General features: G+C 40.3%; 15 protein-coding genes and 1 pseudogene. 13 read left to right on the top strand and 3 right to left on the bottom strand.

Annotated features, from left to right (window positions below; all coding sequences use genetic code 11):
• The 11 genes and pseudogenes from RLO81_RS09130 to RLO81_RS09180 all read left to right on the top strand — a co-directional run.
• Nucleotides 1-491 (top strand): annotated as a pseudogene (locus RLO81_RS09130) (hypothetical protein); the annotation flags it as partial.
• A 17-nt stretch (nucleotides 492-508) separates the two neighbouring features.
• Nucleotides 509-769, top strand: a complete 261-nt coding sequence (locus RLO81_RS09135) for a DUF4212 domain-containing protein (RefSeq protein WP_350110374.1) — start codon at nucleotides 509-511, stop codon at nucleotides 767-769.
• Nucleotides 770-793: 24 nt separating this feature from the next.
• Entirely contained in the window at nucleotides 794-2488 is a 1695-nt protein-coding gene (locus RLO81_RS09140; protein WP_350110376.1) for a sodium:solute symporter family protein, read from the top strand.
• A gap of 66 nt (nucleotides 2489-2554) precedes the next feature.
• On the top strand, nucleotides 2555-2749 hold the full coding sequence (locus RLO81_RS09145; protein ID WP_350110379.1) for a hypothetical protein: 195 nt from the start codon (nucleotides 2555-2557) through the stop codon (nucleotides 2747-2749).
• Nucleotides 2749-2961, top strand: coding sequence for a hypothetical protein (locus RLO81_RS09150; protein WP_350110382.1), 213 nt, complete (start codon nucleotides 2749-2751; stop codon nucleotides 2959-2961). Before RLO81_RS09145 ends, RLO81_RS09150 begins: the two co-directional genes overlap by 1 nt.
• Entirely contained in the window at nucleotides 2951-5659 is a 2709-nt protein-coding gene (locus RLO81_RS09155; protein ID WP_350110385.1) for an ATP-binding protein, read from the top strand. The genes RLO81_RS09150 and RLO81_RS09155 overlap by 11 nt, the downstream gene beginning before the upstream one ends.
• Nucleotides 5660-5665: 6 nt before the next feature.
• On the top strand, nucleotides 5666-6034 hold the full coding sequence (locus RLO81_RS09160; RefSeq protein WP_205722986.1) for a response regulator transcription factor: 369 nt from the start codon (nucleotides 5666-5668) through the stop codon (nucleotides 6032-6034).
• Between the two features lie 25 nt (nucleotides 6035-6059).
• The gene (gene acs, locus RLO81_RS09165; protein WP_350110389.1) at nucleotides 6060-7955 is read left to right on the top strand and encodes an acetate--CoA ligase; all 1896 of its coding nucleotides are present in this window, start codon (nucleotides 6060-6062) and stop codon (nucleotides 7953-7955) included.
• A gap of 3 nt (nucleotides 7956-7958) precedes the next feature.
• Nucleotides 7959-9851 carry a DUF294 nucleotidyltransferase-like domain-containing protein gene (locus tag RLO81_RS09170; protein WP_350110391.1) on the top strand — a complete coding sequence of 631 codons (1893 nt, stop codon included), beginning with the start codon at nucleotides 7959-7961 and terminating at the stop codon, nucleotides 9849-9851.
• Nucleotides 9851-10483, top strand: a complete 633-nt coding sequence (locus tag RLO81_RS09175; RefSeq protein ID WP_350110394.1) for a 3'-5' exonuclease — start codon at nucleotides 9851-9853, stop codon at nucleotides 10481-10483. Before RLO81_RS09170 ends, RLO81_RS09175 begins: the two co-directional genes overlap by 1 nt.
• Before the next feature lie 64 nt (nucleotides 10484-10547).
• Nucleotides 10548-11426 (top strand): DUF808 domain-containing protein, encoded by an 879-nt coding sequence (locus RLO81_RS09180; protein ID WP_350110397.1) that lies wholly within the window; start codon nucleotides 10548-10550, stop codon nucleotides 11424-11426.
• Between the two features lie 79 nt (nucleotides 11427-11505).
• On the opposite strand, the gene aceA is transcribed toward RLO81_RS09180, so the two are convergent.
• Nucleotides 11506-12807, bottom strand: a complete 1302-nt coding sequence (gene aceA / locus RLO81_RS09185; RefSeq protein ID WP_350110399.1) for an isocitrate lyase — start codon at nucleotides 12805-12807, stop codon at nucleotides 11506-11508.
• Nucleotides 12808-12811: 4 nt separating this feature from the next.
• Complete coding sequence (gene aceB / locus RLO81_RS09190) at nucleotides 12812-14425, bottom strand: malate synthase A (protein WP_350110402.1); 1614 nt, start codon at nucleotides 14423-14425, stop codon at nucleotides 12812-12814.
• A 119-nt stretch (nucleotides 14426-14544) separates the two neighbouring features.
• Here aceB and RLO81_RS09195 point away from each other — a divergent pair, with 119 nt between their 5' ends.
• Together RLO81_RS09195 and RLO81_RS09200 are read left to right on the top strand one after the other, a co-directional pair.
• Nucleotides 14545-16047, top strand: a complete 1503-nt coding sequence (locus tag RLO81_RS09195) for a helix-turn-helix domain-containing protein (protein WP_350110405.1) — start codon at nucleotides 14545-14547, stop codon at nucleotides 16045-16047.
• A gap of 31 nt (nucleotides 16048-16078) precedes the next feature.
• Nucleotides 16079-17677 (top strand): hypothetical protein, encoded by a 1599-nt coding sequence (locus RLO81_RS09200; RefSeq protein WP_350110408.1) that lies wholly within the window; start codon nucleotides 16079-16081, stop codon nucleotides 17675-17677.
• A 324-nt stretch (nucleotides 17678-18001) separates the two neighbouring features.
• On the opposite strand, the gene RLO81_RS09205 is transcribed toward RLO81_RS09200, so the two are convergent.
• Nucleotides 18002-20218 (bottom strand): NADP-dependent isocitrate dehydrogenase, encoded by a 2217-nt coding sequence (locus RLO81_RS09205; protein ID WP_350110411.1) that lies wholly within the window; start codon nucleotides 20216-20218, stop codon nucleotides 18002-18004.
• Between the last annotated feature and the right edge of the window lie 286 nt (nucleotides 20219-20504).

The following is a 20504-nucleotide window of genomic DNA, read 5'->3' on the forward strand; positions in this document are numbered from 1 at the left end:
CTTATCAGGTAGGTACTTACTTTGGAAAAAAGAAAGTATTGGGTGTGGGCACAGGATTTTTCAGACATGCCAATGGCACATTTAACAATGCCACCGGAGAGCACGAAATAGTTCAGCACTTCGCTGCGGATGTATTTTATGATGCTCCTTTGGGTGAAGGCGCCATCAATGCCTATGCCGCATTCCAAAGTTTTGATTATGGTGAAAACTATGTTTCCCGCTGGGCAGGAACAGGCACAAACATTTATGTTCACGGTGGCTACTATATTCCCGGACTCAACATCATGCCATATTTCGCCTACCAGTCCGGTAGTTATGATGCCCTTGAAGACAATATAACTTCACTGGACATCGGAGTCAATTATTATGTCAATGGCCATAATGCCAAAATTACTTTGGAGTACCACACCATCAGAGGTGACTTTAGAGATAGTCCGGGAACGGATGGCGATGTCACACAATGGCGACTTCAAACACATATATTCTTATAAAATAAATCAACTGAAATATGAACAATCAAGAAAAAATGACGGAATACTGGAAGAAGAACTTGCGCTTTCTGGCAATACTGCTCTCCATCTGGTTTTTAGTGAGTTATGGGTTCGGAATTCTATTTGTAGAGGCTCTGAATACTATAAAAATTGGCGGATTTAAACTGGGATTTTGGTTCGCTCAACAAGGATCAATCTATGTTTTCGTGGCGCTCATCTTTGTTTATGTAAACTGGATGAACAAGCTCGATAAGGAGTATGATGTTCACGAAGATTAGTAATTAACCTAAACGAATTTAACAATGGATATTCAAATATGGACCTATATAATTGTCGGCATTACATTCGCTCTCTACATCGGTATAGCGATATGGTCTAGAGCCGGTTCTACGAAAGATTTTTATGTGGCAGGTGGTGGTGTGTCCCCCCTTGCAAACGGTATGGCTACAGCCGCAGATTGGATGTCTGCAGCCTCGTTCATTTCAATGGCAGGATTGATCTCATTTATGGGATATGACGGTACGGTTTACCTTATGGGCTGGACCGGTGGTTATGTGCTTCTTGCTTTACTCCTAGCTCCGTATTTAAGAAAATTTGGAAAGTTTACTGTTCCTGATTTTATCGGAGATCGTTACTATTCTAACGTAGCGAGAACGGTGGCTGTAATATGCGCTATTATCGTCTCATTCACTTATGTAGCAGGACAAATGCGGGGAGTGGGTGTTGTATTCGCTAGATTTTTGGAAGTGCCTGTAAATACAGGGGTTTATATCGGTATGACAATCGTGTTTTTCTATGCCGTATTAGGTGGAATGAAGGGCATCACTTACACTCAGGTAGCGCAGTATTGCGTATTGATATTCGCATACATGGTTCCTGCCTTCTTTATTTCGATACAATTAACAGGTAACGTAATTCCTCAATTAGGTTTTGGGAGCACCATGGCTGATGGCTCAGGAGTTTATCTCTTAGATAAATTGGACCAGTTACATACTGAACTTGGTTTTGCCGAATATACTTCGGGCTCAAAATCCATGATTGATGTATTTGCCATAACTTTTGCTTTGATGGTGGGTACAGCGGGCTTACCGCACGTAATCGTTAGATTCTTTACTGTGCCGAAAGTTCGTGATGCGCGCATGTCAGCTGGTTATGCACTTGTGTTTATTGCCATTCTATATACCACAGCACCTGCCATTGGTGCTTTTGCAAGAACGAACCTGATCAATACAGTGTCAGATAAAGAATATGCTTCTGTACCTCAGTGGTTTTCAAATTGGGAAAAAACAGGGTTGATTGCCTTTGACGATAAAAATGCCGATGGCAAAATTCAATATGTAGGTGATGCAGAAAAGAATGAGCTTACTATCGACCGTGATATTATGGTGCTTGCCAATCCTGAAATTGCCAATCTTCCCAACTGGGTAATTGCATTGGTAGCCGCGGGTGGTCTTGCCGCAGCGCTTTCTACAGCAGCAGGTTTGTTACTTGTTATATCTACCAGCTTATCACACGATTTGATCAAGAAACAAATCAAACCGAATATATCTGAAAAAGAGGAATTGATTTGGGCGCGTATCGGAGCTGCAGTTGCGGTGTGTGTTGCCGGTTACTTTGGCATCAACCCTCCTGGATTTGTGGCAGCTGTAGTGGCACTTGCATTCGGATTGGCGGCTGCATCTTTCTTCCCGGCCATTATTCTAGGAATTTTCGACAAACGAATGAACAAAGAAGGAGCGATTAGCGGAATGGTTGTTGGAATTCTATTGATGCTTTTCTACATGATCAAATATAAGCTTGGTGGCTTTGGTGGTGGAACTTCCGAAGACTGGTGGTTCGGAATATCACCGGAAGGCTTCGGCACAGTAGCCATGGTTGTAAATTTGGTAGTTTCTTTTGCTGTGTCGAGAGCAACTGCTGAACCACCTGCTGATGTACAGGCAATCGTAGAAGACATCCGTTTCCCTAAAGGAGCAGGAGCAGCTTCAGATCACTAATTTTCAAAATTCTTACGGAAGGGCTAAGAAGAATACTCTTAGCCTTTCCTTTTTAAACAAAATATCATGAACAAACTAGGACGAAAAGCCTCTATCTATTTTATCGGAGCTTATGGCACGATCACTTTATTGCTCCGATTCTATTATGAATCCACGCATCAGGTTTCATACCTTTTTTCTATCCTTATTGGTGTTATTGCACTGTCAGTTTTATTAATTTTAGTTAAACTGAAATTCTTAAATTTTAACGATTCAGAATAATGGATAAAAAAGTGAATCAGGTGTTAATCATAACCTTCATCACGCTTTTTGTAGTGATTCACTCTCCTATTCTTCACATTTTCAACCGCCTTAATTTTTCGTGGACTATTCCACCACTTATTTTATTTCTATCGGGTTTCTGGATTCTGGTTATTGTCATCTTATGGTATATCGCCACCAGGTTTTTAAAAGATAAAGATCATGGAAATTAAGTGGCTGGTTATATTGCTATCATTTCTTTATTTGGGCTTGCTCTTTGGTATCGCCTATTGGGCTGAACGCAACAGTGAAAGTCGCTGGGTGAATAACCCTTACATTTATGCTTTGTCCATGGCGGTTTATTGCACGGCTTGGACCTATTATGGCAGTGTTGGTAGAGCAGCAAACCAAGGACTGGATTTTCTGACCACCTACATTGGGCCGCTACTCATGGCACCTCTTATGTGGATAGTTATTCGCAAAATTATTCGAATATGTAAAGTACAGCGCATCACTACTATTGCTGATTTTGTGTCTTCGCGCTATGGAAAAAATATTTTCATTGGCGGGCTTGTTGCATTTGTGTGTGCTGTAGGCGTATTACCATACATTTCTATACAAATCAAAGCCATCTCCAACAGCTTCCTTATTTTAACCGGAGATAGCCCGGGATACACTTCTGCATCAGTAGCCTTTTTTAATGATACAGCCTTTTACATCACCATTCTATTGGCAATATTCACCATCTTATTTGGAGCCAATCGCGTTGATAGTAACCTTAAAAATAACGGCCTGATTGCCGCCATCGCTTTTGAATCGATATTCAAACTGGCGGCATTTATTTTTATCGGATTATATGTTACGTTCGGCCTTTTTAATGGTTTTGGAGATATTTTTCAGCAGTCATCAGTGCTCCCTGATATCGAGAAGTTGCTAACTATTCCTTCGGACAGTGGTTATTCCAACTGGATGTGGCTTAACATTCTTTCCATGTTGGCCATTGTGCTTTTGCCGCGGCAGTTTCATGTAACCGTAAAAGAAAACAGGAATGAAAATCACCTAAAAAAAGCCATGTGGCTTTTTCCACTTTACTTGTTGCTCATTAACATTTTTGTTATTCCCATAGCGCTTGGAGGTAAATTAATTTTTCAAAATAATCCCGTTGATGCGGATACCTACATGTTGGCCATACCACTTCAAATGAGTAATACTCCTTTGGCGTTGCTTACCTATTTAGGAGGTTTGTCAGCAGCCACGAGCATGATTATTGTCTCAACAACAGCACTGGGCGTAATGCTTAGCAACAGCATATTAACACCACTCATTGTAAAAAACACAGAACTCTCCGCTCCAGAGAATAACAACTTAAGTCAGGTACTACTGAGAGGTCGACAAATACTGATAGCTGCCATATTACTACTGGCCTATATCTATTTCAAGTACGTTTCCGATCGTTTCTCCATTGTATCAATTGGCCTAATTTCCTTTGTGGCCGTTGCCCAGTTTGCCCCGGCTGTTTTGCTGGGTATGTACTGGAAAAACGGAACCCGCTCAGGTGCCATTGCAGGTATTTTGTCAGGCTTTGCCATTTGGTTTTACACATTGGTATTGCCAACAATCGTCAGTACGGGACTTCTTCCTGAGCAGTTTATAATTGATGGCCCATTTGGAGTTGGTTATTTAAGTCCTAATAACTTTTTGGGTGTAGATAACCTGAGCCCCATTACTAATGGTTTTTTCTGGAGTATTTTCATTAACCTCCTCACTTATGTGGTGGTATCCCTGCTATCAAAACAATCGAGTAAAGAGATTAATCAGGCCGAAGTATTTGTGGACATTTTCCAATACTCAACAGTTTACGAGAGCTCTATAGTTTGGAAAGGAACCGCCTATGTTCAAGATATAAAATCGTTGCTCAATAAATTCATTGGGGAAGAGCGAACCAACAGGGCATTTCGTAATTTCATGATCAACAACAAGATCAATAGTGAAAGCCTACGTGCAGACTTTCGATTGGTAAACTATGCCGAAAAATTGCTTGCAGGTGTAGTAGGTTCTGCTTCTTCCAGAGTGCTAATATCCAATGTTGTTAAAGAAGATAATATTTCTATGAATGAAGTTTTCGATATTCTTCAGGAATCGAGAAGGTTTATATCCGATAATAAAGCATTAAAAGAAAAGTCTGACGAATTAGAAATTGCTACACAGCAACTACAAATAGCCAACGAAGAATTAAAGAAATTGGACCAGCTAAAAGATGAATTTATCTCTACAGTAACGCATGAGATGCGCACACCATTAACTTCTATTCGAGCCATGTCCGAAATCATACATGACAACCCGGATTTGGAAGATGAGGAACGATCCAAATTTCTGGATACTGTTATTAGTGAGACCAAACGCATGGATAGACTTATCTCTCAGGTGTTGGATTTAGAAAAAATGGAATCGGGCAAGCTGAATTTGGAGCTCTCAGACATCCAATTTGAAGACATCATTTCCGACTCATTAGACCGACTGAGACAAGTAATTAAAGAAAAGAATATTGATCTGGACGTTCACATACAAGAACCGCTTCCTATGATAAAAGGGAACAAAGACCGATTAATGCAAGTGGTGATCAATTTAATTAGTAATGCCACCAAGCATTGCCCCGAAATTAACGGAAAAATTATCATCAATGCCCAAAATGGCGATGGTAATCTTAGTTTTATAGTAGAAGACAACGGCCCGGGTGTTTCGCCCGAAAGCCGAGAGTTAATCTTTGAAGCTTTCTATCAGGCTAAAAATCAGACACTCAAAAAACCTGAAGGTAGTGGTCTTGGATTAACGATCAGTAAAAAAATAATTGAGTTGCACAGAGGTAAAATTTGGGTTGAGAATAGCGTAACCGGTGGGGCTCGCTTTCAATGTTTGATACCATTAAATTAAGCGAATATGATAAAGGTGCTAATTGTTGATGATGAACCGAATATTATAATGTCACTCGAATTCTTAATTAAGAAAATTGGGTACGAGGTTTATATCGCGAGAGATGGATCCGAAGCCATGACAATAGTGGAATCTGAAAAACCCGAGATTGTTATTTTGGATATCATGATGCCTTTTGTTGATGGTTACGAAGTATGTGAATACATCAAACGGAAAAATAGGCGTACGAAGGTCATATTTCTATCTGCCAAGGACAAGGAAGCAGACATACAAAAAGGGTATGATGCTGGTGCAGACCTGTACATTACCAAGCCCTTTAGCACTAAACATTTAGTAAATAAAGTAAAAGAATTAGCCATAGAATTAATCGAATAACATAACCATAAAACACACATGAATTATGAGTAATAAAATACAAACCCTTACCGGGTACTTCCATGAATATGCTAAGAGTGTAACTAATCCTGAGGAATTCTGGTCAAGAATTGCCGACTCCTTTCATTGGCAAAAAAGATGGGATAAGGTGGTAGAATGGAACTTTGACGTCCCTGATGTGAAATGGTTTACCAACGCCAAGTTGAATATTACCGAAAATATCTTCGAACGAAATTTGTTTACGTTGGGAGATAAAACCGCCATAATTTGGGAACCTAACGACCCTAATGAGCCTAATCAGGAAATTACCTATCGTCAACTTTTTGAGAAAACCAATCAATTTGCCAATGCCATGAAAGCGCAGGGCGTAGGTAAAGGTGACAGGGTAATTATTTATATGCCTATGGTTCCTGAAGCCGCTGTGGCTATGCTAGCTTGCGCTAGAATTGGCGCGATTCATTCAGTAGTATTTGCAGGGTTTTCATCGAGTGCATTGGCCGATAGAATTGAAGACTGTTCCGCAAAAATGGTGTTGACATCAGATGGAAATTTCAGAGGTGCCAAATCTATTCCTGTTAAAGAAGTGGTGGATGAAGCTCTTGAAAAGTCTTCTAGCATAGAAAAAGTAATCGTATTCAAAAGAACAGGTGAAGACGTGACTATGAAGGAGGGCAGAGACATCTGGTGGCACGATGCGATAGAAGGTCAATCGACAGATAACAAAGCGGAAGAAATGGATGCAGAGGATATGCTATTCATTCTGTATACCTCAGGATCAACCGGAAAACCTAAGGGAGTGGTGCATACAACCGCAGGTTATATGGTTTATACGAGCTATTCCTTCGAAAATGTGTTTCAATACAATAAAGGCGATGTTTACTGGTGCACAGCGGATGTGGGTTGGATTACCGGTCACTCATATATCGTTTACGGACCATTGCTATCAGGTGCGACCACAGTAATGTTTGAAGGCGTACCTACCTTCCCAGATGCAGGTCGTTTCTGGCAAATCGTAGATAAATATAAAGTCAATCAATTCTACACCGCTCCAACAGCCATTCGTGCCTTGCAAGCTTATGGCACGGAACCGATTGAACCTTATTCATTGAAATCTCTTAAAGTCATCGGCTCTGTTGGTGAACCAATAAATGAAGAAGCCTGGCATTGGTATCATGCCCATGTTGGTAAAGGAAAATGCCCTATCGTAGATACCTGGTGGCAAACGGAAACAGGCGGCATTATGGTTTCACCTATTGCAGGTATTACGCCCACTAAACCTTCGTATGCCACACTTCCATTACCCGGTATTCAGCCGATCATTGTTGATGCGGATGGCAAAGAATTGAAAGGCAATAGCGTGGAAGGAAATCTGTGCATCAAGTTTCCATGGCCAAGCATGCTGCGAACCACTTATGGCGACCATGAGCGATGTAAACAAACCTATTTCTCTACCTATCCCGGTATGTATTTCACAGGCGATGGAGTAAAACGTGATGAAGATGGCTACTACAGAATTTTAGGCAGAGTAGATGATGTGATTAATGTCTCGGGACATAGAATGGGCACGGCAGAAGTAGAAAATGCGATTAATGAACACCCGAAAGTGATTGAGTCAGCCGTTGTTGGCTATCCGCACGATATCAAAGGGCAGGGCATTTATGCGTATGTGATCTGTGATATGGAAGGGAGAACTGAAGACAACCTGATCAATGAGATCAGAGATACGGTTACCAAAATTATCGGTCCAATTGCCAAGCCTGATAAAGTTCAGATCGTACCCGGATTGCCAAAGACTCGATCCGGTAAAATCATGCGTAGAATTCTGAGAAAAATAGCCTCTAAGGATACAGCTAATTTGGGTGACACATCAACGCTATTGAATCCGGAAGTGGTGGAAGCTATTAAGGATGGCGCAAAGTAGGTCATGGCTACGAATGTCATAGCATCGCGAATTGCGGATTTTCTAAAGAAATTTCCACCCTTTGAGGAAATTTCAGATACCGAATTGTTGATGTTATGCGAGAAAGCAATTGTAAAATACGCCAATAAGGGAGAGTATTTATTTAAGCAGGGAGATTCAAGCTCTCCCTATCTTTATGTAGTCAAAGAAGGTCTGGTGCATCTTGAGCGTCAAACTTCTACGGGTGCTAAAGAACTTGTCGATATCTGCGATGAAGGTGATTTGTTTGGAGTGCGCTCGATGCTATCGGGAAAGCCTTATGTTTTTGATGCCCGATGTGAGGAAGAGGCTTTGGCATATGGAATACCAATTGAGGAATTTAAAAAGCATCTTGAAAGTAATAGCAAAATTGCTCTTTTCTTTGCTTCAGGCTTGGCAGGAGGGCAATCAGATGTTCAACAAGGCCCCACTCAAAAAATGGTGCCCGTTCAAGAATCAGGGTCATTACTCAATTGGAATAAGCCGCTAGCTGAACCCAAAAGAGCGCTCATTACTTGCAAATCAACCGATTTAATAAAGGATGTTGCCGGTCTAATGACCAAGGAACAAATTGGCTCAATCATTATCTGTAATGACGAACAAAAAGCCATAGGTATTGCTACTGAAACAGACTTTAAAACGAAGGTAGCAACAGGCAAAGTTGCTGTGTCCCAACCCATTTCGGAGATCATGACCCCTGATGTTATTACCATGAACTTAGGCAAACCGCTCTCCTCCTATCTCCTCAAAATGCTGCAGCATAAAATCAATCATTTGTGTCTGGTAAAAAAAGGTTTGCCTGTTGGAATACTTAGCCATCACGATTTGACAGATGCCAGCCAGAATCACCCCATAACGTTGGGCTATACGATGGAGCAGGCATCAGAACTTTCTGAACTTGTTGAATTACGCAATCAGGCAGATGCTTTAATCAACTTTTATCTTGAGCAGCATGTATCCATCCAATTGGTCAGTTCATTAGCCTCCCATATAAACGACATCACCATCCATAAATGCATTGAGTTTGCTCTACAGGAAACTGGGGAGCCAACGGCAAAATTTGCCTGGATAAGTTTGGGAAGCGAAGGACGACAAGAGCAACTCATCCGAACTGATCAGGATAATGCACTTATTTATGAAGATAATCAGGATGAATCCACGCGGCTTTATTTTATAAAGTTGGCTCAAAAAATAAATTCCAATTTAGAAGCTTGCGGTTTTGAGATGTGCCCTGCTGAGATGATGGGCGGCAACGAAAAATGGTGTCAGCCCCTCAACCAATGGAAAAAATACTTTTCAGGCTGGATACATCAACCGCAGGAAAAATCCTTGATGCTTTCAACTATCTTCTTTGATTACCGTCACGTGTACGGTGCAAAAGAATTGGTAGATGAATTGGGAAAGCATCTGAAAAATGAAATTAAAAGCGGCAACATCTTCATCAATTTCTTGGCGAAAAATAGCTTGCAAAATCCGCCACCACTTAGCTTTTTCAAGAATTTTGTTGTGGAGAGATCCGGAGAGCATGTGGATCGATTCGACATTAAAGCAAGAGCTATGATGCCCTTGGTTGATATCGCCAGGGTGCTGGCTTTAAACTCGGGTGAATCCATTAGCAGTAATACTTTAGCCCGCTACAAATGGCTCGAGAAAAACGATAAGAATAATGCCGAACTATATAAAATGGCCGCAGAGAGCTATGAATATCTAATGCGGTTTCGGGCGTTGAACGGCTTTCAAAACAAAAACTCAGGGCGGTATATCTCTATAGAATCTTTATCTAAAATAGAGCGGCAAATTTTGCGTAATACCTTTGAACCGATAAACAGGCTACAAAAAATGCTGGAGGTAAGGTTTCAGTTAAGCTATTTTAATTAATGGAGTTTTGGAAGAAGCTTTTCGGAAAGGATCATAACCCAAACCTTATCTCCCATGATACGCCATTGGAGAATATTAAATTTGTATGTCTAGACACAGAAACCTCCTCACTCGATCATACCCAGGCAGAGTTACTTTCAATAGGGTTGGTAACTATTCAAAATCTGGAAATCAAAGTTGAATCGGGGATCGAATTGTTTATCAAACACGAAGACATTCAACTCTCAGAATCCATCGAAGTACACGGGATTACATTAGAGAAGTGTAAAAATGGCATCAGTTTGAATGAGGCATTAGCTACAACTGAAAAGTACATTGAAAAATCGGTATTAGTGGCTCATAATGGTGCTTTTGATCTGGCCATGCTCAATCGATTCAATCCTAAAATGACGAAGAGTCATCGGTTAGTGGATACTGCACGGTTGGCAATAAGACTCAATACATCTCCGATGGACCGCCATAATTATGAAAAGAAAGACTATTTCCTGGATGCTTTATTGACAAAATATGATATCCAACCCCTGGAAAGACATACTGCCTTAGGTGACGCCTACTCAACGGCCTTATTATTTTTAAAATTAGTGAAGATTCAACAATTGAGAGGTGCAACTCAACTCAGACACATTATGTGATACTGATTCTTCTTAACCATTTTGGTTTGATATATTAGCATTCACAAAACCAATAATCCCAAACATGGCTTCAAAGTTTTTTGCTGTATTTGATGACATCGCAGTACTCATGGATGATGTAGCGACCATGAGTAAGTATGCTACCCAAAAGACTGCCGGGATTCTAGCGGATGATTTGGCCGTGAATGCCGAAAAAGCATCGGGGTTTTCAGCTTCTCGTGAGTTAATTGTATTGTGGCGAATAGCAAAGGGTTCTTTGCTGAATAAAATAATCATATTGCCAGCTGCATTTCTACTAAGTGCTTTTCTGCCAGGCGTGATCATTCCAATTCTATTGTTGGGTGGATTGTATCTAGCATATGAAGGCGTTGAAAAAGTATATACTTACTTGTTTCATCGTGAATCGAAAGAAAAGAAAAAGCAATTACTACAAAATGACGAACAAGCTGCGACCTACGAAAATGAAAAGGTTAAGTCGGCCATAGTTGTTGATTTTATATTGTCTGTTGAAATAATCATTATAGCACTTAGTACTGTTGCCGATCAACCGCTCAATATTCAAATTCCAGTCGTTACAGTAGTAGCATTACTTGCTACTGTGGGAGTTTACGGTCTGGTTGCCCTAATTGTTCGAATGGATAATTTAGGTTTGAATTTAATTGCTAGTAGTGAAAACAAGAGCAGTTTAAAAGCCAAATTAGGTCAGGGATTGGTAAAGCTATTACCTTGGGTGGTCCGTGGCTTAACCGTGTTAGGAACACTTGCCATGATACTGGTTGGAGGAGGTATTTATGCTCACAATGTCGACTTTATCCACGACTTGTTGATTGCTTGGCCTACATTGCTAGCTGATTTTTTGGTAGGATTATGCCTTGGGATTGTTGCCGTTATGCTTATGAAAGTATACGAAAAATTTAAAGAAAACAGTTCGCCTACTGGCTAAATACGTTCCTCCCTACTGATAAAAAACAAAAGAGGCTACCTAAATGGAATAGCCTCTTCTTCCTGGTTCAGGTTAAATTTTAGCCTGCTTTACGCACTTTCACAGTATTAAACTGGTCTTCTTCCGTGCTGCCACTCATAGCAGTTGTCGAGGATTGCCCTCCTTGCACTACATTTTGAATTGAATCGAAATATTGAGTTCCAACAAATGTCTGGTGCTTCACAGCTTTAAAACCGTCAGCTTGTAGAGCAAATTCGCGCTCCTGTAATTCGCTGTAACCAGCCATGCCTCTTTCTCTGTATGCTTTAGATAATTCAAACATGGAAGTATTTAAAGCATGGAATCCAGCCAATGTTATGAATTGGAACTTATAGCCCATTTCTGCAATATTCTCTCTGAACGTCTCCATTTCTTTGACTGATAACTTCGATGCCCAATTGAATGAAGGAGAGCAATTATACGCCAACATCTGCTCCGGATATTTCGCTTTAATAGCTTGAGCGAACTCTCTTGCCAGTCCTAAATCAGGGTTGGAAGTTTCCATCCAGATTAAATCTGCATATGGCGCATAGCTCAACCCTCTGTCAATACCTTGCTCCAATCCATTTTTCACATGGAAAAATCCTTCGTTAGTTCTTTCACCAGTAATAAAATTATGATCTCTAGGATCTATATCTGATGTGATCAGATTGGCAGCTTCAGCATCCGTTCTGGCTACCAATAATGTAGGCACATCGCATACATCGGCAGCTAATCTGGCAGCAGAAAGCTTATTAATTGCTTCCTGTGTTGGCACTAATACTTTTCCTCCTAAATGGCCGCATTTCTTGGCGGATGAAAGTTGATCTTCAAAGTGTACGCCTGCTGCTCCGGCTTCAATCATTGCCTTCATTAACTCAAAAGCATTTAAATTACCTCCAAACCCTGCTTCAGCATCCGCCACAATCGGTACCATCCAATCAATGTCTCCTTCACCAGTAACACTCTGTATTTGGTCTCTTCGCATCAAAGCATTGTTGATTCTTTTTACCACTTTCGGAACTGAATCCGCTGGATATAATGACTGATCTGGATACATTTCCCCGGCAAGGTTGGCATCTGCTGCCACTTGCCAGCCACTTAAATAAATAGCTTCCAAACCAGCAGTAACTTCCTGAATGGCCTGATTACCAGTTAGTGCACCCAGCCCTGCCACAAAGTCCTGTGAGTTTAATTTTTTCCATAATTTTTCAGCACCATTGCGAGCCAACGTATGTTCCACCACAATGGATCCTCTCAATTTTACTACATCTTCCGGAATGTAATTACGCTTTACATTTTTCCATCTAGGATTCGTCATCCATTCGTTGTATAATTTTTCGATTTGATCTGCCTTAGTCATAGTTTTAGTCAATTAGGTTATAAGCTTGGGTTGTTAAAAAGTCATTAAATTTTGGTTGAAGTACTAGCTCATCGAATAACTCAATGGCCTTTTTGAATTGCCCATTCTGATAGTTGTCTTTACCAACCAAATCTTTGATTTTAATGAGCTCTTCGTTTTTGATTTCTTCGTATAAGTCAATATTTATTGTTCTGCCATCGTCAAGTTTGGCTCCGTTTTTTAGCCATTGCCAAACTTGCGTTCGGGAAATTTCTGCTGTTGCTGCATCTTCCATCAAATTGTATAATGCAGCGGCTCCATTGCCTCTGAGCCAACTCTCGATATATAGTATTCCAACGTTGATATTGGTTCTCAATCCTTGCTCTGTTATGGTACCTAAAGGCTTTTCTAAGAGCATTTTTTCTGAAACACCCACATCGTCTCTTTTAATGTGAATCTGGTTTTTGGTAACCATGTATTTATTGAAAGCTGATTCGGCTACTTTCACTAATCCAGGGTGGGCTACCCATGTACCGTCATGTCCCATTCTAGCTTCACGCACTTTGTCGGCCATTACCTTTTCAAGTGCCTTTTCGTTTGCTTCCGGGTCTGATTTAATTGGAATTTGTGCAGCCATACCGCCCATTGCATGGGCACCTCTTTTATGGCACGCTTTAATCACGGCAAGTGAATACGCATTCATAAATGGCGTAGCCATAGTTATCTGTGAGCGATCTGGTGTTACAAAACCAGGTTCATTTCTAAACTTCTTGATATAAGAAAAGATGTAATCCCATCTGCCGCAGTTGAGTCCTGCACTATGCTCTTTCAACACGTAAAGTATTTCTTCCAGCTCAAAAGCAGCTGTAATAGTTTCAATTAAAACAGTGGCCTTAATTGTACCTTGAGGAATTCCCAAATACTCTTGTGCAAACACAAATACATCGTTCCACAGCCTAGCTTCATGATGGTTTTCAAGTTTTGGTAAGTAGAAATAAGGAGCGCTTCCTCTGTTAAGGAGTGTAGCTACATTATGAAAAAAGTAAAGACCAAAATCCACAAATCCACCACTCACCTGTTCGCCATTAACAACAATATGCTTCTCCTCTAAATGCCAGCCTCTTGGTCTAACAAATAGAACGGCTACTTCATCATTCAATTCATACTTTTTGCCACTCATGGGGTTTTCAAAAGAAATCGTTCCGTCATTTGCATCTCTTAGATTGATTTGCCCTTGAATTACATTCTCCCAATTAGGTGAATTGCTGTCTTCAAAATCAGCCATGAAAACCTTGGCGCCTGAATTAAGCGCATTGATAATCATCTTACGCTCAACGGGGCCGGTAATTTCTACTCTCCGATCCTGAATTTCTGCAGGAACTGGAGCTACCGACCAATCACTTTCTCTAATGTCGCTGGTCTTGCTAAGAAATGACGGTCTTTCACCGGCATCAAATCGCTTTTGTCTGATCAATCGATCTGCCAGCAACTCCTTTCTTGTAGCATTAAATTTTTTATGAAGCGCCTCCACAAATGCCAGAGCTTCATCGGTAAGGATTTCTTCGTATCCTGTTTTCAACTTGCCTAACACCTGAATGGAGTGTGTTTTAGGAAGTGTTTTTACTGTTGTGGTGGTCATATAATTAAGGTTATAATTTCTAATATGTATGCAATTTAGTAAATTTTCTTTATTAGCGAAATTTCGCTACTAGATATTTTTCATTTTTTTAACATTTATCATAAAAACCCTCTGTATTTTTGAAAAAGCACATTATGGTATCTGATAATTTTTCCCTAAAACATATCCTCGGCCTCAAAGTCCATGACCTCAGGGTTAAAAAGGATTTATCATTTCAAGATCTTTCTGAGAGTTCAGGACTATCGATTTCTTACCTAAGTGAGATTGAAAAGGGAAAGAAATACCCTAAGGGTGATAAAATTCTGGCATTGGCAAAGGCGTTGGACGTGACCTATGATGAGTTGGTATCATTGAAAGTTTCTAAAAAGCTCACGCCTATCATCAACCTGCTTCAGTCCGACTTTTTCAAAGAGTTTCCATTGGATACATTCGGCCTTGAGCCTCAAAAGATTATTGAATTACTATCTAACTCACCCGAAAAGGTGCATGCATTTATAAATTCAATAATCAATATCGCTCGTAATTACGAAATGCGAGGGGAGCATTTCTATTATGCGGCTTTGCGCTCTTATCAGGAAATGAACGACAATTATTTTTCTGACATTGAGGCTGCAGTAAAGAAGTTTATCAAGCAACACGATTCTCTGAAGCAATTACCTAACACGGTGGCTGTTTTAGAGGATTTACTGAAAAAAGAATTTAATATCGCCATTGATAGAACAAAGCTCTCATCCTACCCTGAGCTAAGGGATCTGCGCTCATTTTATCAGAAAAAGGAAAAACAGCTTTTATTGCATAATGGACTAACTTCTGCACAGGAAGCTTTTTTAATAGGCCGTGAGTTGGGATTTCATGTATTGGGTTTAAAAGAGCGGCCAGCTGAAACACCTCCTTACAAAGCCCATGGTTTTGAAGGCATACTGAATAACTACAAAGCTTCTTACTTCAGTGCCGCCCTTATCCTACCTGAGCAAGAAGTGATTACCGACATTAATAAAATGGCCGTTTCCGATACCTGGAATGAAAGTATGATGATCGGTTTTATCGATAAATACCAGGCTACGCCCGAAATGATCATGCAAAGATTGACGAACATACTTCCCAAGCATTTCGGACTGAAAAACCTATTTTTTCTGAGATTTGTGGGCACGGATAATTTTTCATCATACGATCTTACCAAAGAATTGCATTTATCGCGCTCGCACAATCCACACACTAACTCTTTGAATGAAACCTATTGCCGCAGATGGTTATCAATACGTTTAATCAAGCAATTGAGATCACTCACTAAACTTGATAAGTCATCATCGATATTAGCCGGGGCTCAGATTTCTCAATATTATGGCACTGAAGACGAGTACTTGTGTCTTACCTTAGCTTTTCCCAATGTGTCCAATTTATCGGAAAGTATTAGTGTAACTATTGGTTTCTATGTGGATGCCAATTCGAAGAAGCGCATTAAATTCATCAGCGATCCAGCCATTAAATCGAGAATTGTAAACACTACTTGCCAGCGCTGCGGTTGGACTGATTGTGAAGACAGAATTGCGCCTCCTACAGTTATTGAAAAGGAAACAGCTCAAAAGAATGTGATCGATGCCCTTCTAAAACTTGATGAATAATTGATTAACTTCATTGGATAATTTGTATCCCATGAAATATTATTACTTACTCCCCATTGTCTTTTTATTGGTTAATTGTACCCAGAAAAAGGAATCATCAAAAGAAACCCAATTAGGCGACCTCGGCCATGACTTTAGTATTTCAGACGAGGCCAAAGAATACTTTGATAAGGGCTTGCTTCTGCTTCACAGCTTTGAGTATGAAGATGCAAGAGAGGCCTTTATTGATGCAAAAAAGGCGGATCCTGAAGAAGTTATGGTGTATTGGGGCGAAGCCATGACACATTATAAAGCGCTATGGGGATTGCAGGATGTGGACGCAGGCAGGGCTGTAATGCAGGAACTGGGCGCAACCAAAGAAGAGCGACTTGCCAAAGCAGAAAATGAGTTGGAAGCTAATTTCTGGAAGGGTATTGAACTCTTATATGGAGAAGGTGAGCTTTCAGAAAGGAATAAAAACTATGTGAATCATATGGCTGATATGTATGAGGCCAATCCTGGCAATCAGGAAATAGCTGCTTTTTATGCTTTGGGCTTAATATGGGCTGATTATGATAATAACGAAAACCTGAAAAAATCATCTGCTGTAGCAGCTAGTATTATTGAAGAGAACCCCACACACCCAGGCGCACTACACTATATGATTCACGCAAATGACGATCCTGAATTTGCACAAGTAGCGATAAATGCTGCCAACAATTACGCTGAAGTTGCCCCTGATGCTGCTCACGCGTTACATATGCCTTCTCACATTTATGTGGCCCTTGGCATGTGGAATGAGGTAGTAAGCTCCAATATAGATTCCTATCAGGCCAGTCTAAACAGAATGGAAAGAAAAAATCTGGATGGTAACGCAAGAGGCTATCATTCCTACGCATGGCTGCATTATGGCTATCTACAGCAAGGAAATTATGATAAAGCTGCAGACATGTTGAAAGATATGATAGGATATCATTATGATTCTACAGGCTCTAAATCATATTTAATAATGATGCAGAATCAACAAAGAATTGAATCGGGGCAATGGCCTGAATCACTAAGCCCCGTAAATGTGGACTACTCAAGTTTGGGGCTTCAGGAAAAGTCGGCTATGCATTTTTTCAGAAGTTTAATGGCCTTCGACCAAAAAGATGCAGCCACTATTCAATTAGAAATTGACACGCTTTATTCTCATCTTGAAGCAGCAAAACTGGTTGTAACAGAAGACGGAATTGCCCTATGCAGTGCGGGACCTACTCGGTATGCCCCATCACAATCGGGCATAGATAAAACACAAGCCGTACTGTATCAGATGGAGGCTTTAGTAGCCCAACTTGAAAATAATGATAGTAAAACAGAAGAACTGTTGAAAAAGGCAACTGCTCAGGAAAGTGCCGGCTCTTACGATTCAGGCCCTCCGTTTATTGCCTACCCTACTTTTGAGCAGTATGGTGATTGGTTATTAACAAAGGGCAGATATGAGGAAGCCATTGTACAATTTGATATTAGCCTGAAGAACAGAACCAATAGAGCGAAAGCATTATTGGGCAAAAAAGAAGCGCTTTTAAGACTACAAAGAATTAAAGAGGCTCAAGAAGTGGATGAAATATTGAATGTGTTTAGAATGCAGGAGCAGGTTTCTTCCCTTTAATACGATTACTATCAATGAGGAGAAGTAATTATTTCATAAACACAAGGTGGATTCTACCGGTAGTCATCGGGATTGCGAAGAAGAAATCAATACATTCATGATCTAGGGTACACCAACAACCATGAGGGCACGAGTAGCCTTACTAAGGTTTTGAACCTTAGTAAGGCTGATTAAAAAACTCTGATCTTAAAAGCAAGTCAATGTGGAGAAGTAACTGCTAAATAAACAAGAGATCGCTTCGTGTCCTCGAATAAGTTGACATATAACAATGACGAAAAAAGCCGACTTAAACAGACGGCTTCTCATTTTTATTCAAATTAAGAATTACAATAAATCATTTAGTGTTGAACTCGGTCTCATTGCATTAATCGTCTTCGTATCATCTGGCTGATAATACCCTCCAATATCTACCGGGCTGCCCTGAGCATCTTCCAGCTCTTGAAGGATTTTCGCTTCGTTTTCTTTTAATGCACCTGCTAACCCAGCATAATGAGATTTTAACTCAGCATCATCATTTTGCTCAGCTAATGCCTCCGCCCAATACATGGCCAAATAAAAATGGCTGCCTCTATTATCCAATTCTTTTACTTTTCTTGAAGGAGATTTATTTGTTTCTAATAATTTACCCGTTGCAGCATCTAATGTATCGGCCAGTACCTTCGCCCTTTTGTTGTTTGAGCTTTCTGATAAATGCTCCAATGACGCAGCCAATGCCAGAAACTCACCTAATGAATCCCAACGTAAATGACCTTCTTCAACAAATTGTTGAACGTGCTTTGGTGCTGATCCTCCCGCTCCCGTTTCAAATAGACCCCCACCATTCATTAAAGGAACTATGGATAGCATTTTTGCACTTGTACCTACTTCAAGAATCGGGAATAAGTCTGTTAGGTAATCTCTTAATACGTTACCTGTAACAGAAATAGTATCCTCACCTTTTACGATGCGCTCAAGTGTAAACCTTGTTGCTTCTTCTGGCGAAAGAATTCTCATATCTAGTCCGCTGGTATCATGATCTTTCAGGTATTTATTAACCTTTTTGATCAACTCTCCATCGTGTGCTCTGTTTTTATCTAACCAGAAAACGGCCGGTGTTTTTGATGCTTTGGCTCTTGTTACTGCCAACTTCACCCAGTCCTGAATGGCAGCATCTTTTGCCTGGCACATTCTCCAGATATCACCTTCTTCAACGGCATGTTTTAATAGTACATTCCCTTCTGCATCTACTACTTTCATAGTTCCAGCAGCAGGCATTTCAAAAGTTTTATCGTGTGAGCCATATTCTTCTGCCTTTTGAGCCATTAAACCCACATTAGGCACAGTACCCATCGTTGTTGGATCAAATGCGCCATTCTTTTTACAGAAATCAATTACCTCTTGATAGATACCTGCATAGCTGCTGTCAGGTATTACAGCTTTAGTATCCTGAGTTTTGCCCGCTTTGTTCCACATTTTGCCTGATTCACGGATCATGGCAGGCATAGATGCATCAATGATCACATCACTAGGTACATGAAGGTTAGTTATGCCTTTATCAGAGTTAACCATTGCTAATTCTGGGTTAGCCTTATAGCAAGCCTCGATATCAGTTTCGATGGCAGCTTTTTTATCTTCAGGTAGTTCAGAAAGTTTAGCTATGACATCGCCAAAGCCATTTTTAACATCTACACCAATTTCTTCAAATGTTGCTCCATGCTTATCGAAAAGGTCTTTGAAATATACCTTAACAGCATGCCCAAAAATGATAGGGTCAGATACCTTCATCATGGTGGCTTTCATGTGCAATGAGAAAAGAACGCCTTTATCTTTCGCATCCTTCACCTGCTCCTGAATGAACGAAATGAGAGATTTCTTATTCATCACAGTAGCATCAATCACTTCGCCTTCTTGTAACGCAAGGTTGTCCTTCATTACCGTTACCAATCCATCGGCATTATGATGCTCAATTTTAACTGAAGTAGCTTTAGGTAATGTAACCGACTGCTCATTAGCCCTAAAATCCCCTGAAGTCATGTGACTCACATGTGTTTTAGAATCTGAGCTCCAGGCACCCATTCTGTGAGGGTGCTTTTTTGCATATTGCTTTACGGCTCCTGGTGCTCTACGGTCTGAATTACCTTCACGTAATACAGGATTTACAGCACTTCCTTTTATTTTATCGTAACGTGCTCGAACCTTTTTCTCTTCTTCCGTTTTTGGTTCATCCGGATAATCAGGTAGTGCATAACCTTTAGATTGTAACTCCTTAATTGCTGCACTAAGCTGAGGAATGGATGCACTGATATTTGGAAGCTTAATAATATTTGCTTCGGGTGTTTTGGCCAATTCGCCCAATTCTGCCAAAGCATCACCCATCTTTTGATCTTCTCTTAAATACTCTGGGAAACTAGCTATGATTCTACCAGCCAATGAAATATCTCTGGTTTCTACTGCTACTCCAGCCGAGCTGGTAAACGACTGAACAATAGGTAATAATGATCGTGTAGCTAAGGCTGGCGCCTCATCTGTAATTGTATAAATTATTTTTGCTGTGTCTGACATATTTTTAATTGCTATTTAGCGGTTAAAAGCTGCTTTTGAAGATTGCGAAGTTAAGCAAATACAGGATGGATTTAAAGTATGGAATAGGCTTTGTACGGGTTTAAAATAACTTAGTTAATTGTTTGTCGTTTAGAAAGTAGTACAAAATTCCTGATTATGCTCAATCTCTTTATTTCCCTGCTACTTGCTTTATCTCCATCAACTACAGAACAACCTAAGAATGTAGACGTTTGCCTGAGTGCTGAAGAGTCTAAACTGTATGCGGTTATTAACGATTACAGAAAAA

Origin of the sequence: Fulvivirga sp., assembly GCF_040220315.1 — a bacterium.
In the GTDB taxonomy this organism is placed as follows: domain Bacteria; phylum Bacteroidota; class Bacteroidia; order Cytophagales; family Cyclobacteriaceae; genus Fulvivirga.